The sequence below is a fragment of the Mesorhizobium sp. STM 4661 genome (assembly GCF_000359125.1).
Classification (GTDB): Bacteria; Pseudomonadota; Alphaproteobacteria; order Rhizobiales; family Rhizobiaceae; genus Mesorhizobium.
Genome location: NZ_CAAF010000021.1, coordinates 94,206 through 107,788, shown reverse-complemented (window position 1 = coordinate 107,788; position 13,583 = coordinate 94,206). Strand labels below are relative to the sequence as shown.

13 protein-coding genes and 1 pseudogene are annotated in these 13,583 nt (G+C 64.1%); 10 read left to right on the top strand and 4 right to left on the bottom strand.

Annotated elements, in window-relative coordinates; all coding sequences use genetic code 11:
* From MESS4_RS34190 to MESS4_RS06935, 6 genes and pseudogenes are all read left to right on the top strand, one after another.
* Positions 1–307 (top strand): annotated as a pseudogene (locus tag MESS4_RS34190) (hypothetical protein); the annotation flags it as partial.
* A complete protein-coding gene (locus MESS4_RS33320; protein ID WP_006328182.1) occupies positions 300–470 on the top strand; it encodes a hypothetical protein in 171 nt (56 codons plus the stop codon). The pseudogene MESS4_RS34190 and the gene MESS4_RS33320, both read left to right, overlap by 8 nt.
* A gap of 14 nt (positions 471–484) precedes the next feature.
* Positions 485–1,474 carry a substrate-binding domain-containing protein gene (locus MESS4_RS06950; protein WP_006328181.1) on the top strand — a complete coding sequence of 330 codons (990 nt, stop codon included), beginning with the start codon at positions 485–487 and terminating at the stop codon, positions 1,472–1,474.
* The gene (locus tag MESS4_RS06945) at positions 1,471–2,472 is read left to right on the top strand and encodes an ABC transporter permease (protein ID WP_006328179.1); all 1,002 of its coding nucleotides are present in this window, start codon (positions 1,471–1,473) and stop codon (positions 2,470–2,472) included. The genes MESS4_RS06950 and MESS4_RS06945 overlap by 4 nt, the downstream gene beginning before the upstream one ends.
* A complete protein-coding gene (locus MESS4_RS06940) occupies positions 2,469–3,233 on the top strand; it encodes an ATP-binding cassette domain-containing protein (RefSeq protein ID WP_006328178.1) in 765 nt (254 codons plus the stop codon). The genes MESS4_RS06945 and MESS4_RS06940 overlap by 4 nt, the downstream gene beginning before the upstream one ends.
* Before the next feature lie 56 nt (positions 3,234–3,289).
* A complete protein-coding gene (locus tag MESS4_RS06935) occupies positions 3,290–4,375 on the top strand; it encodes a Gfo/Idh/MocA family oxidoreductase (RefSeq protein WP_006328177.1) in 1,086 nt (361 codons plus the stop codon).
* 9 nt (positions 4,376–4,384) lie between these two features.
* On the opposite strand, the gene MESS4_RS06930 is transcribed toward MESS4_RS06935, so the two are convergent.
* Positions 4,385–4,675 carry a hypothetical protein gene (locus tag MESS4_RS06930; RefSeq protein ID WP_006328176.1) on the bottom strand — a complete coding sequence of 97 codons (291 nt, stop codon included), beginning with the start codon at positions 4,673–4,675 and terminating at the stop codon, positions 4,385–4,387.
* Positions 4,676–4,890: 215 nt separating this feature from the next.
* On the opposite strand from MESS4_RS06930, the gene MESS4_RS06925 reads away from it, so the two are divergent.
* On the top strand, positions 4,891–5,865 hold the full coding sequence (locus tag MESS4_RS06925; protein WP_006328175.1) for an ABC transporter substrate-binding protein: 975 nt from the start codon (positions 4,891–4,893) through the stop codon (positions 5,863–5,865).
* A 76-nt stretch (positions 5,866–5,941) separates the two neighbouring features.
* Entirely contained in the window at positions 5,942–7,621 is a 1,680-nt protein-coding gene (locus tag MESS4_RS06920; RefSeq protein WP_006328174.1) for an iron ABC transporter permease, read from the top strand.
* 6 nt (positions 7,622–7,627) lie between these two features.
* Here the strand turns inward: MESS4_RS06920 and MESS4_RS06915 are convergent, their stop codons facing one another.
* Both MESS4_RS06915 and MESS4_RS06910 read right to left on the bottom strand, forming a co-directional pair.
* On the bottom strand, positions 7,628–8,671 hold the full coding sequence (locus tag MESS4_RS06915) for an ABC transporter ATP-binding protein (protein ID WP_006328173.1): 1,044 nt from the start codon (positions 8,669–8,671) through the stop codon (positions 7,628–7,630).
* 125 nt (positions 8,672–8,796) lie between these two features.
* The gene (locus MESS4_RS06910) at positions 8,797–9,585 is read right to left on the bottom strand and encodes a 3-hydroxybutyrate dehydrogenase (protein WP_036240822.1); all 789 of its coding nucleotides are present in this window, start codon (positions 9,583–9,585) and stop codon (positions 8,797–8,799) included.
* A gap of 221 nt (positions 9,586–9,806) precedes the next feature.
* On the opposite strand from MESS4_RS06910, the gene MESS4_RS06905 reads away from it, so the two are divergent.
* Together MESS4_RS06905 and MESS4_RS06900 are read left to right on the top strand one after the other, a co-directional pair.
* Positions 9,807–10,553 carry an acetoacetate decarboxylase gene (locus MESS4_RS06905; RefSeq protein ID WP_006328165.1) on the top strand — a complete coding sequence of 249 codons (747 nt, stop codon included), beginning with the start codon at positions 9,807–9,809 and terminating at the stop codon, positions 10,551–10,553.
* Between the two features lie 91 nt (positions 10,554–10,644).
* Positions 10,645–11,805 (top strand): patatin-like phospholipase family protein, encoded by a 1,161-nt coding sequence (locus MESS4_RS06900; protein ID WP_036240821.1) that lies wholly within the window; start codon positions 10,645–10,647, stop codon positions 11,803–11,805.
* 143 nt (positions 11,806–11,948) lie between these two features.
* On the opposite strand, the gene MESS4_RS06895 is transcribed toward MESS4_RS06900, so the two are convergent.
* Positions 11,949–13,550: an inorganic phosphate transporter gene (locus MESS4_RS06895; RefSeq protein ID WP_006328162.1), complete on the bottom strand. Its 1,602-nt coding sequence runs from the start codon at positions 13,548–13,550 to the stop codon at positions 11,949–11,951.
* Positions 13,551–13,583: the final 33 nt, after the last annotated feature.

Here is a 13,583-nt window from a genome sequence, read left to right as displayed (position 1 = left end):
GATCGGACGTCATTTTGGCTTTCGCCAATTACCAACGCTGCAGGGAAGCGGGGCGCTGAAGCTGCCAATCTCCCCCCTTGCGGGGGAGATGTCCGGCAGGACAGAGGGGGGTGCTGTCCCTCCAGCACCTCAAGGTTTGCCTCGACGTTCAAATATCCTTGAGTCTGCCTCTCCCAATTCCTGCTGCGCTGCAGCACATCAAAAGCCACTGCACACCATTTTAATTCTTGACGCATGTCAAATTTTTCTAAAACATGCGGAAATGCTGACCTGTATCCGTCAGCACTCTGGGAGGAGAAATGCCTGATACGAAAAGTGGCCCGAACCAGGCCCTGAATCTGCGAGCCGCATGGCGATCGACGATTGGTCGGGAGCTTGCCGCTGCAAGCGCCGGGCCGGCCATTGCCCCGCCCGGCACAGGCATTCCATTCGTCGAGAAACGAGCCGAATACAAAGCAACCAACAATTAGGAGGAGGACGAAGCATGCGCATGTTCAATTGCCTGACGCTTGCCGCAGGTCTGTTTGCAACCGTGATTTCAATGCCGGCCCATGCCGAGGACGCGGCGAAAGTCGCGGCCATCGTCAAGGGCCTCGACAATCCGTTCTTCCAGTACATGCAGAAGGGCATCGAAGAGCAGGCCAAGGCCGACGGCGTCGGCGTCACTGTCCAGGCAGCCGCCAATATGGGCGACGCAACCGGACAGGCCGATCGCCTGACCGCCATGGCCATGCAGGATTTCGACTGCTACCTGGTCAATCCGATCAGCGTCTCCAACCTCGTCCAGGCGCTTGTTCCCGTCGCCCAGAAGAAGAAACCGATCGTCAACATCGACAGCACCATCGACGCCGAGCAGGCCAAGGCCGCCGGCTTCGCCATCTCAACCTATATCGGCACCGACAACGTCGCCGCCGGCGTGCTGGCAGGTGAGGAGATGCTGAAGCTGGTTCCGAACGGCTCCAAGGTCGCCCTGGTGGCCGGCATCGTCGGCGATGTCGGCAGCAACGCCCGCATCAAGGGCTTCAAGCAGGCCGTCGAAGGCAAGCTGGACGTCGTGGTGATGGTCAGCGCCGACTGGGACCGCGAGAAGGCCCTGACCGCGGCCACCGACATTCTCGCCGCGCATCCCGATCTCGCCGGCTTCTTCGCCGCCAACGACATCATGGCGCTCGGCGTCCAGCGTGCCGTGCAGACCTCGGGCAAGGACGTCAAGGTGATCGGCCTTGACGGCATCGTCGACGCGCTGAAATCGGTCGCGGCCGGCGAACTCTCCGCCACCGTCGCCCAGTATCCGTACGTCGTCGGCGCCATGGGCGTGGAGGCCTGCAAGGCAGCGGCCATGGGCAAGGAACTGCCCGCCAACGTGCCGGCGCCGGTGCTGCTGATCAACAAGGACAATGCCGAAGCCTCGCTGAAGAACTTCCCGCGCCCGGGCGGCGACTATCCCGATCCCTTCCGCGAGATGTTGAAGTGAGCACTCCTGAACAAAACGCGCCCGTGCATACCGCGGGCGCGGCGGAGGAGAGCCGCCCCTCCCTGTCGGCTCTCCTCCTGGATCCTTCCTTCTGGGCCGACTGGGCATCGGTCGTCGGCCTTGTCGGCCTCGTCATCGTCTTCGGCATCGCCCAGCCGGTCTTTCTCAGCATCGCCAATTTGCAGGCCCTGCTCCTGGCGGCGGCGATCCTGGTCGTGCTGTCGATCGGCCAGACCTTCGTCGTGGCCACCGCCGGTATCGACCTCTCGCTGGCTGCCGCGGTCATGCTGGGTGCCATCATCCTCGGTCTCGTCTACGCCGCCGGCTGGGGCATTTTCCTCGCCTGCGTGCTGGCTGTTCTTGCCACCAGCGCGGTGGGCTTCCTCAACGGCGTCCTCATCACCGCCGGAAGAATTCCAGACTTCGTAGTGACGCTCGGCACGCTTTCAGGCATCACCGGGCTCGGCCTCATCCTGTCGGGCGGCGAGCCGACGATGGTCGGCTCGACCTTCCTGCTCAAGCTCGCCTCCGGCTCCTTCGGACCGTTCGGCTATCCCGTCTGGGTGGCGATCGCGGCCGTCATCGTCGCGCATATCGCGCTCTATCATACCCGCTTCGGCGTGCATCTGCTGGCCACCGGCGGCCAGGTCGAAAGTGCTGGTGCGCTCGGCATCAGCACCAACCGGGTCAAGATCGCCGCCTATACGATTTCAGGCTTCTGCGCCGGCATCGCCTCGCTGCTTCTGGTGGCGCGCATCGGCTCGGCCGAACCGCTGATCAACACCAGCCTTCTGCTCAATTCGGTGGCGGCGGTGGTGCTGGGCGGCGTCAGCCTGTTCGGCGGCCGCGCCAGCATTCTTGGCCCGGCGATCGGCGCGCTGATGCTCACCGCGCTGGTCAATGGACTGACCCTGCTCAGCGTTTCCGCCTTCTACCAACCGCTCGCCGTGGGCGCCATCGTGGTGCTGGCCGCCCTGATCATGCGGTACCAGAAATGAGCGCCGTCCATCACATCCCGTCGTCCGAGGCGATCCTCGCCTGCGAAGGATTGAGCAAGCATTTCGGCGGCATTCGCGCCTTCACCGACGTCGCCTTCCAGGCCCGCCGCGGCGAGGTCACCGCGGTGATCGGCGACAACGGCGCCGGCAAGTCGACGCTGATCCGCTGTCTGGTCGGCGTGCATGTGCCGGACGGCGGCGAGATCTTCTTCGACGGCCGGCCGCGTCCCTTCGCCAATCCCGACGAGGCGCGCAAGGCCGGCATCGAGACGGTGCACCAGAACCTCGCGCTGATCGACGAACTGACCGTGGCGCAGAACCTGTTCCTCAACCGCGAGATCGTGCGCCGGATCGGCCCCATCGCCTTGCTCGACCGCAAGGCGATGCGAGAGCAGGCGCGCGCCATGCTGTCGCGCCTGTCGATCAACATGCCTTCGGTCAACCAGCGCGTGCGGCGTCTGTCGGGCGGGCAGCGGCAGGCGATCTCGATCTGCCGCGCTGCTGGCTCCGGCGCCAAGCTCGTGGTGATGGACGAGCCGACGGCGGCACTCGGCGTGCAGGAGACCGCCAATGTCGAGGCGCTGATCCGGCGCCTGCGCGAGCAGGCGGTGAGCGTCATCCTGGTCAGCCACAATTTCGATCAGGTGCGGCGCCTGTCCGACCAGATCTGGGTGATGCGGGCTGGACGGATGGTGGCGACGGTGCGCTCGTCGGAAACCACCGGCAACGAACTCGTCGCACTTGTCACCGGCGCGGCGTAGAAGCCATCCATTCGCCGGCTCGTTACGAATTGAATGATAGAGAAGGGAGTTTGCGAGTGGCGGTAATCCGTGTCGGACTTGTGGGTCTTGGCGAGGTCGCGCAGTCGATCCATCTGCCTGTATTGGCCGACCAGCGCGACCGCTGGGTGATAGCGGGCGTCCATGACGTCTCGCCGAGTCTGGTGGCGCTCTCCACATCCGAATACCCAACCGCCAGGGCCTTCGAAACGGCCGAGGCGCTGATTAATTCGCCCGACGTAGACGCGGTTTTCGTGCTCTCATCCGACGACACCCACAGCCGCTTCGTCCGCGCCGCCGTAGAGGCCGACAAGCACATCCTTCTGGAAAAGCCTGCCTGCCTGACGGTGCGCGAGATCGATGAGCTGCTGGCGCTGACGACGAACTACGCCAAGACGATCTTCGTCGGCTACATGCGTCGCTATGCACCGGCCTATCTGGCGGCCAAGGACGAACTGCCGGACATTGCCGACATCACCCATGCGCGCGTCTTCGACCTGATCTCCGAGGGCCGGCATTTCCTGAAGAAGAGCCAGAACATCCTCTATCCCAGGGATATCGACCCTACGCTCCTGGAGCGTGGCGCCAGGGAGCGCGACACGCTGATCCGCGAAGTCGTGGGCGCCGATGCGCCGGCCGATCTCATGCGCGCCTATCGTGGCCTGACGGCGCTGTCGTCGCACCATATTTCGGCGATGCGCGGGCTGCTCGGCGAACCCGTCAGGGTGCTCGCCGCGCACCGCACCAATGGCGGCGCCAACACCTCAGTGACCTTCGACTATGGGCATTTCGCCTGCTGCTACGACGCGGTCGTTGACGAACTTGGCCTGTTCGACGCCATGATCGAGGTGCGCTCGAACACCAAGCGCGTACGCATCATCTACGACACGCCCTACATCCGCAGCCTGCCGACACGGCTGGAGGTGACTGAAGCCGGCCCGCTCGGCCCGGTAACCCGGACATTCGGGCCGCTCTATGGCGACGCCTTCTCGAATGAACTGGAGATTTTCCACCGCCACATCACCGACGGAACGAAGCCGCTGACGGACCTTGCCGATTCACGCCGCGACCTGGCGCTGATGGCGGAAATCATCGAGCGGATGAAGGAGACTGCCGGCCGCTGAGGCTACTGCCTACTTCCCGCAATGGTGATCGTTGATCTTGTTCAGCGCATTCGCATCGGGCCCGATCCTGTCGTATGAACAGGCGCTGGCGGCCGTCGTGAACAACTGCTGATCATAGTAGCGCGGGCCGCCGAACAGGACGGCGATGATATCGCGATCGGCGGGAACGTAGCGTTCGGATTGAACCCGATAGTCGCGGTGCCGGTGATCGCGGTATTTGTCGCCCGCGAAAGCCGAGGCGGATAGGCTGCAACCTATAGCGAGAGCGAGCACGCGGATCGCAAAGCGTTTTATCGTCATTTGGCAATCCCCTTCTGGCCGTTCGATTTTCCACCATACATCCAAAATCGTTAGCAGAACAAAAGTTCCCCCGGGCGGCACCTTGGACCCGTCGAGAATCCGTCAATTCTTGTCGGCTCCGCCTGTCACAATAGGTTTATCCTGCAGCGATAGGGAGAGCGTTCCCGCATCCGGCGTCGGCCGGATCCGTCTCTTCACACCAAGTGGGGTTTTTCATGTGCAAGATCGTTCTCGCCGCCATGTTGCTGGCATCCGCCATCGGAGGCGCTTCGGCTGCCGACGGCAAGCTTGTCCTCTACACCAGCCAGCCCAACACCGACGCCCAGCAGACCGTCGATGCCTTCATGGCGAAGAACCCCGGAATCAAGGTCGAATGGGTGCGCGATGGAACGCCGAAGATCCTGGCCAAGCTGCGTGCCGAGATCGAGGCCGGCCAGCCGCAGGCCGACGTGCTGTTGATTGCCGATGTCGTGACCATGGAAGGGTTGAAGAAGGAAGGAAGGCTGCTCAGCTTTCCCGAGGCCGATGTCTCGGGCATCGACGCCACTCTCTACGACAAGGACAAGACCTATTTCTCGACCAAGCTGATCACCACCGGCATCGTCTACAACACCAAAGCGCCCTTCGTGCCGTCGAGCTGGGAAGACCTCACCAAGCCGGAGGCCAAGGGGCTTGTCGCGATGCCGAGCCCGCTGACGTCAGGTGCCGCGATGATCCACACCGTGACGCTGACCGGCAATCTGCCGGAGGGCTGGGACTATTACAACGCGCTGGCCAAGAACGGCGCCCAGGCGAGCGGCGGCAATGGCGACGTGCTGAAGGCCGTCAGCGGCGGCGACAAGCTGTTCGGCATGATCGTCGACTACATGCCCATTCGCGAGAAGGCCAAGGGCGCTCCCGTCGAGTTCGTCTTCCCCAGGGAAGGCGTTTCGGCCGTCACCGAGCCGGTCGCCATCCTGTCCACGGCCAAGGACACCGAGGCTGCCAAGGCCTTCGTCGACTTCCTGCTGTCCAAGGACGGCCAGGAAGTCGCCGCCAAGATGGGCTACATTCCGGCGCGCGCCGATGTCGCCTTGCCGGCCGGCTATCCCGACCGTTCGTCGATCAAGGTGCTGGGTTACGACGCAGCCGCGGCACTCGCCAACGACGCCGCCAACAAGGAAAAGTTCGGCGCCGTGATGAGCCAGTAGCCAGCCAATTAGCCCAACGGTGTCGTCGGCGCAGGATATCCTCCCCGGGCAGCGTGTGCCGGCGCGACGCGGGCACATGTCGCGAGCCACGCCAGGGTTTCGCGCATCGGCGCTCGCCGTCCTCCTGGTGATCGCGCTGCTCAGCCTGTTGCCGATGGTGAGGCTCGTCATCGCGGCTATCGCGCCGGGCGGCGAGCTCGACTTCGGCGCATTCGTCCAACGCCTTGCCAAGCCGGCCGCCTTGCGGGCGATGTGGCACACGCTGGACACGGCTTTCCTTGGCGCCGTACTGGCGGTCTGCCTTGGTGGCCCCTTCGCCATCGCCGTCACCATGACGGACCTGCCCGGGCGAAAGGCGCTGGGCTTCTTGCTGCTGTTGCCGCTGATGATCGCGCCGCAGGTCACCGCTTTGTCGTGGCTGCATCTGTTCGGTCCGTCCAGCACGCTTCTCGGCATGGCCGACATGGCGCCGCCGCCAGGCACGCCCAATCCGATGCTCGGCCGCAACGGCATCATCCTGCTTTACGCCGTCCAGCACGCGCCGATCGTGTTCATCACGCTGCGGGCCGGGCTCTCCCGCATCCCGCGCGATCTCGTCGAGGCGGCCAGGGCTTCCGGCGCCAAGCCGCTGTCGGTTCTGTGGACCATCGTGCTGCCGGTCGTGCGTCCCTATGTCGTGGCCGCGGCCGCACTCGCCTTCGTGTCGGGCGTCGGCAATTTCGGCATCCCGGCCCTGCTTGGAATGCCGGTCAACTATCTGACGCTGCCGACGCTGATCTATCAGGATCTGTCGAGCTTCGGTCCCGGCGTGCTGCCGCGGATCACGGCGCTGTCGGTATTGGTCGGCGTGCTGGCACTGGCCGGCGTCGCCTGCCAGTCGCTGGCCTTGCGCGGTGCCGCGCACCGCTTCACCGCCGGCACGCCGGCGCGTTTCGAGCTCAGGCGCTACCGCTTGCCGCTCGCCGGCCTTGGCTGGCTGGTGATCGGCTTCATCCTGGTGCTTCCGGCCTGCGCGCTGCTGGCGACGTCGCTCGTCCCGTCCTTCGGCGTGCCGCTTGGCTGGCAGACGATGACTGCGTCCAACTATGCCGAGGTTCTGGTCCGGCAGGCCTCGACGGTCCGCGCTTTCCGCAACTCTATCCTTTTTGCCGGCGGTGCAGCGCTGATCCTCGCCGTCGGCGTCATTCCGGTGACCGCGGTGCTCGAACGGCTCGGCCGGCGCTGGCAGCGTCTCCTCGGCGGCATCGTCGACCTGCCCTATGCTGTCCCCGGCGTCGTCCTTGCCATTGCCTGCATCCTTCTGTTCCTGCGCCCGCTGCCGCTGATCGGCAGCCTCTATGCAACGGCGTCGATCATAGTGATTGCCTATGCGATGCGGTTTTTCACGCTCGCCTTGAAACCGGTGGCGACCGCGGTCGGACAGATTTCGCGCGATCTCGACGAGGCGGCGGCGGTGTCGGGAGCCGGAGGCCTTCGCCGGCTAATGACGATAACAGCACCGCTCGCGGCACCCGCGGCCGTGGCCGGCGGACTGCTCGTCTTCATGAGCGCCTTCAACGAACTGACGGTCTCGGCCCTGCTCTGGTCGAGCGGCAACGAGACGCTGGGCGTGGTGCTGTTCAGCCTCGAGGAGGCCGGCCTTGGAACCCAGGCCGCGGCGATCGCCGTTTCCACGATCGCCGTTGTCGTCGTCCTGCTGCTTGTGCTCGACCGGTTCGGACGGCGACTTCCGGCGGGTGTGTTGCCCTGGCGGTGAGCCGGCTCAAGTGTCCGGGATGATCCACGCGTCCGCGACTGCTACATGCACTTGCTGGCCGATCGCAAGCGCATCGGCACTGTCGATCAGCAATTCCTGTCCCGGTGCAGACAGTGCCAGCCGCACCTCGTGGACCGGGCCGCGATAGATGCTGTCGAGCACCGTTGCCGGCATGCCCTCAGGTGAAATCCGCAGCGCCTCCGGGCGCAGCAGGATTTTGGCCGGCCCCGCCGATGCCCCGGCACTTCGCGCAATGAGGCGATGCCCAGCTATGTCGACCGTTGCGGTCTTCTCCGCAGGATCCATCACCATCCCCGCAACGATCGACCCGCGCCCGACAAAGCCGGCGATCGTCGCATTGGCCGGCGCGCGATAGACCTCCTGCGGCGGTGCCGCCTGCAGCACCTTGCCCTGGCTCATGACGGCGACCCGGTCGGCCAATGCCAGGGCCTCGGCCTGGTCGTGGGTGACATAGACGATGGTGGCGCCGGTACGGCGATGGATGTCGCGAAACGCGTCGACCATCGACGCGCGCAGATGCATGTCGAGATTGGCGAGCGGTTCGTCGAACAGGATGATCCTGGCGTCGGCAACCAGGCAACGCGCCAGCGCCACGCGCTGGCGCTGGCCGCCGGACAATTCCTCGATGCGGCGGCTTTCAAAACCGTCGAGCCCGACGATATCGAGAACCGCACCGACGCGGCCGGCGATAGCGCTCCGTTCGACATGCCGGGCTTTCAGCGGATAGGCGACGTTTGCCGCGACATCCATATGCGGCCAAAGCGCATAGGACTGAAAGACGACACCGACGCCGCGTGCTTCCGGCGGCACCTGCCGCCGCGGATCGGCCATCAATTCCTCGCCAAACAGCACGCGGCCTTCGCTGGGCGCCTCGAAGCCGGCGATCAGTCTCAGCATCGTGGTCTTGCCGCACCCGGACGGGCCGAGCAGCGCCGTGAAGGAGCCCGCCGTAAAACGAAGCGAAACGGCGTCAAGCGCGGCGGTTTCGTTGAACCGCTTGCTGAGACGCTCCACCCTGATTTCGCTCATGCTTCACCCATTGGCGTATCACCGCGCTGCGCGCCGATTGTTCGAACAAACGGCACGGCATGGGTGGGGCAATACGTTGGAAATCCGGCAATGACAATGATGGCTGCGGCAAGGACGCCAGTACTTTACTGCGCCGTCCAGCCGCCATCCATCGGCAAGGTCGTTCCGGTGATCTGTCTGGCCGAATCCGAGCACAGGAACAGCGCCAGCGCCGCAAGCTCCTCGACGGTGACGAACTCCTTGGTCGGCTGCGCCGCAAGCAGCACATCGTGCTTGACCTGCTCCTCGGTCATGCCGCGCGCCTTCATCGTATCGGGTATTTGCTTTTCGACCAGCGGCGTCCAGACATAGCCGGGCGCGATCGCATTGACGGTGATGCCGTCTTGCGCGGCTTCCAACGCCACCGTCTTGGTCAGGCCGGCTATGCCGTGCTTGGCCGACACATAGGCCGACTTGAATGGCGAGGCGACCAGCGCATGCGCCGACGCGGTGTTGATGATGCGGCCCCATTTGCGCGCCTTCATGCCGGGCAGCGCCGCCTTGATCGCATAGAAGGCGGCAAGCAGATTGATGCGGATGATGGCTTCCCATTTGTCGTCGGGAAACTCCTCGATCGGCGCGACATGCTGGATGCCGGCATTGTTGACCAGGATGTCGAGGCTGCCGAAAGCCTGCTCGGCCTCGTGCACCATGGCGCTCACCGCCGCGCCGTCCATCATGTTGGCGCCGGAATAGCGGCATTTGACGCCGAAATCCTTCTCGATGCCGGCGCGCTCCTGCTCTAATGCGGCGGCGTCGCCCAGCCCGTTGATGGTGATGTTGGCGCCTTCGGCGGCGAAGGCACGGGCAATGGCCAGGCCGATGCCGCTGGTCGAGCCGGTGACGAGGGCGTTCTTGGAAGACAGCATGGCCATGATGATCTCGCGACAGGTGGGAGGGAAGTTGAGGAGTGGCTTTGTGCGCCGCAGCATGACAATGCCACAGCCATATGTCTGTGCGATTACAGGGTTGCGACGGCGTCAACAAGCCTGTTCCAAAGGGACTGCCAGACGGCTGACATGGCACTGTCATGGTGCCATGCAACATAATCCACCGCGCGCTCGCGCGGTCATTCCTCAACGAATGGGGCAACAGCTTGGAAATCGCCGACGTCGTGAAGCGCGCCTATGCGATGCCGCTCACCAACCCCTCCTTCCCGCCCGGTCCCTATCGTTTCTTCGACCGCGAATATGTCATCATCACCTACCGCACCACGCGCGAAGCGCTTGAAGCAGTGGTGCCGGCGCCGCTCGAAATCGACGAGCCGCTGGTCAAGTACGAATTCATCCGCATGCCCGATTCGACCGGCTTCGGCGACTACACCGAAACCGGCCAGGTCATTCCCGTGCGCTACAAGGGCGAACACGGCGCCTATGTCCATTCCATGTATCTCGATGACGACGCGCCGATCGCCGGCGGCCGCGAGCTGTGGGGCTTTCCGAAGAAGCTCGCCAATCCCAAGATCGTGCATGAGGGCGAGGTGGTGGTCGGCACCTTGCACTATGGCAGTGTGCTGTGCGCCACCGGCACGATGGGCTACAAGCACAGGCCGGCCGATCACGACCAGATCCTCGCCTCGCTCGCGGCACCCAACTTCCTGATCAAGATCATCCCGCATGTCGACGGCACGCCGCGCATTTGCGAGCTGGTGCGCTATCACCTCACCGACGTGACGCTGAAGGAAGCCTGGACGGCGCCGGCCGCACTCGACCTCCGGCCTCATGTCATGGCCGACGTGGCGCGCCTGCCGGTGCTCGACATCGTGTCGGCCGTTCACTTCACCGCCGATCTGACGCTTGGGCTGGGCGAGGTGGTTCACGACTATCTCGCCGACCATGGCTGATCCGGGCCAGATATTCAGAGCGTGATCCCGAACAAGTGGGAACCGGTTTTCGGACAAGATCATGCTCAAACAGAAATCGGAGACCAAAACCGTGCTCGAACGCAACAGCAAGAAGGCGGCAGCCGCCACCATCGAGGAGATCTCGGCGCAATATGACCGCGTCGCGCTGGTGTTCCAGGGCGGCGGGGCGCTGGGCGCCTATCAGGCCGGGGTCTATCAGGCGCTGGCCGACGCCGGCTGTGAGCCGAGCTGGCTTTCCGGTGTGTCGATCGGCGCCATCAACGCGTCGATCATCGCCGGCAACGAGCCGAGCCGGCGGCTGCAGCGGCTGGAGCAGTTCTGGCAGACGATTTCGGGGCGCAAGATCTGGGCCTATACGCCGGAAGGCGACATCTACCGCGACATCCGCAACCGAACTTCCTCGTGGATGACGATGACCATGGGCCAGCCCGGCTTCTTCAAGCCGCGCAACCCCAACCCTTGGTTCGAGCAGCCGGGCGCCGAGGGCGCCACCAGCTTCTACGACACCGCAGAGCTGAAGGACACGCTGGAGAGCCTGATCGATTTCGACGTGTTGAACGACGGCAAGAAGCGGCTGAGCGTCGGCGCGGTCAATGTCAGGACCGGCAACTTCGTCTATTTCGATACCGAGAAGGTGCGCATCGGCCCCGAGCACATCATGGCGAGCGGCGCGCTGCCGCCGGCATTCCCGGCGATCCGCATCGAGGGCGAGTATTACTGGGACGGCGGCATCGTCTCCAACACGCCGCTGCAATATCTTCTCGACCAGGAAGAGGACCGCTCTTCGCTGGTGTTCCAGGTCGACCTGTTCAGTGCTCGCGGGACCTTGCCGCGCGGCATGGCCGATGTTTTGTCGCGGCACAAGGACATCATGTATTCGAGCCGCACGCGGCAGAACACCGACAATTTCCAGCGCATCCACGCCCTGAAGATGAAGCTGCTCGATGCGCTGAAGCGCGTCCCCGCCGAATTGCTGGGGGATGGCGAAAAAGAGCTGATCGAGGACTATTCGAAGGCCGGCGTGGTCAACATCGTCCACCTGATCTACCAGCGCAAGGGTTACGAGGGCCACGCCAAGGATTACGAATTCTCGGGCACCTCGATGCGCGAACACTGGGAGATGGGGCTCGAGGATACCCAGCGCACGCTGCGCCATCGCCAATGGCTGACACTGCCGAGCGATGCCGAGGGCGTCGCCATCCACGATCTGCACCGCGAGGATCCGACCTAAAGCAATTCCAGGAAAAGCGTGTAGCGGTTTCCGTCCGAAATTGCGTGTAGGCCCTCAGGCTCAGCAGAATTGCTCCGAACACGACAAAGGCAGCACCGGTCTCCGGCGCTGCCTTTGTCTTTATGAAGACTGTTTCGTTTCGCTCAGAACACCTGGCGGAAGATGATGAACAGCACGAACGCGAGCGCAATCGAGCACGGCAGCGTCAGCACCCAGGCAAGCAGCAGGTTGCGCACCGTCGACCATTGCAGGCCCGAGCCGTTCGCCGCCATCGTGCCGGCGACGCCCGACGACAGCACATGGGTCGTCGACACCGGCAGGCCGAAGCGGTCGGCCGCGCCGATCGTGACCATCGCCACCAACTCGGCCGCGGCGCCCTGGCCATAGGTCAGGTGGCTCTTGCCGATCTTCTCGCCGACCGTGACGACGATGCGCTTCCAGCCGACCATGGTGCCGAGACCGAGCGCCAGCGCGACGGCGATCTTCACCCAGAGCGGGATGAACTTCGTCGCGTTGTCGACCGCCTTGTGGTAGTCGGTGACCGCTTTGAGATCGGTGGCCTCCATCGGCAGCAACTGCTTCTTGTCGATCAGCTTCAGCGCTTCGCCGATCAGATAGATCTCGTTACGGGCGTTGCTGACCAGATCGGTCGGAACCTTGTCGACCGAGGCGTAGGGCTGAAGCGAAGCCGTTGTGCTGTTGATGAATGTCTGCAGCGCGAGCGTGGTCTGGTCGTTCCAGGTCTTCGTGCGGACGGCGTCCTGGACCGCTGCCTTTGCATCCGCCACGGTAACGCCCGGCTTGACATATTTGCCCAGCGCCTGCTCGACGCCGACCGAAGCCGACTTGTAGGCTTCGAGGTAGTTCACATCAGGCGTCCGGTTCAGTGCGTAGGCCGTCGGCACGACACCGATCAGGATCAGCATGATCAGGCCCATGCCCTTCTGCCCGTCATTGGAGCCGTGCGCGAAGCTGACGCCGGTGCAGGTGAAGATCAGCAAGGCGCGGATCCACCATGGCGGCGGGGTGTTGCCCTTCGGCGCTTCATAGAGCGCCGGATTGCGCACCAGCAGCTTCATCGCATAGAGCAGGGCGGCGGCGGCGAAGAAGCCGACGATCGGCGAGACCAGCAAGGTGATGCCGACATTGGTCGCCTGCCCCCAGTCGACGCCGCTGGTGGCGCTGCCTGCCGGCGCCATGAACTGGTTTGCAAGGCCGACGCCGATGATCGAGCCGACCATGGTGTGCGAACTCGATGCCGGCAGGCCGAGGAACCAGGTGCCGAGGTTCCACAGGATCGCGGCAACGAGCAGCGCGAACACCATGGCAAAACCTGACGACGAGCCGACCTGCAGGATAAGCTCGACCGGCAACAGCGACAGGATGCCGAAGGCAACCGCGCCGCTTGAAGTGAGAACCCCAAGGAAATTGAAGAAACCCGACCACATCACCGCGAATTCCGCGGGCAAGGAGCGCGTGTAGATGACAGTCGCCACCGCATTGGCGGTGTCGTGGAAGCCGTTGACGAACTCGAAGCCGAGCGCAATCAGCAAGGCGATGCCGAGCAGAAGCCACGGCACCGTTTTGGCCACGGCCAGATCCTGGCTGAGCGCGTAGCCGACATAGACAATACCGGCGAGCACCAGCAGGCCGAAGGCCGGCAGGAACCACTTCGCGCCGCCTGATTGATCGAGCGGATGGTTCGGTCTCGGGATCCCCGCTTCGCTTGAAACAACGTCCACCATGTCCCGTTCCTCTTGCATTGCAGCAAAAACCGG

What these genes read in the sequence shown, in the direction of transcription:
- MESS4_RS33320 (WP_006328182.1), top strand. Translation starts at nt 300, where the DNA reads ATGCCTGATACGAAAAGTGGCCCGAACCAGGCCCTGAATCTGCGAGCC.
- MESS4_RS06950 (WP_006328181.1), top strand. Translation starts at nt 485, where the DNA reads ATGCGCATGTTCAATTGCCTGACGCTTGCCGCAGGTCTGTTTGCAACC.
- MESS4_RS06940 (WP_006328178.1), top strand. Translation starts at nt 2,469, where the DNA reads ATGAGCGCCGTCCATCACATCCCGTCGTCCGAGGCGATCCTCGCCTGC.
- MESS4_RS06930 (WP_006328176.1), bottom strand. Translation starts at nt 4,675, where the DNA reads ATGACGATAAAACGCTTTGCGATCCGCGTGCTCGCTCTCGCTATAGGT.
- MESS4_RS06925 (WP_006328175.1), top strand. Translation starts at nt 4,891, where the DNA reads ATGTGCAAGATCGTTCTCGCCGCCATGTTGCTGGCATCCGCCATCGGA.
- MESS4_RS06920 (WP_006328174.1), top strand. Translation starts at nt 5,942, where the DNA reads ATGTCGCGAGCCACGCCAGGGTTTCGCGCATCGGCGCTCGCCGTCCTC.
- MESS4_RS06915 (WP_006328173.1), bottom strand. Translation starts at nt 8,671, where the DNA reads ATGAGCGAAATCAGGGTGGAGCGTCTCAGCAAGCGGTTCAACGAAACC.
- MESS4_RS06910 (WP_036240822.1), bottom strand. Translation starts at nt 9,585, where the DNA reads ATGGCCATGCTGTCTTCCAAGAACGCCCTCGTCACCGGCTCGACCAGC.
- MESS4_RS06895 (WP_006328162.1), bottom strand. Translation starts at nt 13,550, where the DNA reads ATGGTGGACGTTGTTTCAAGCGAAGCGGGGATCCCGAGACCGAACCAT.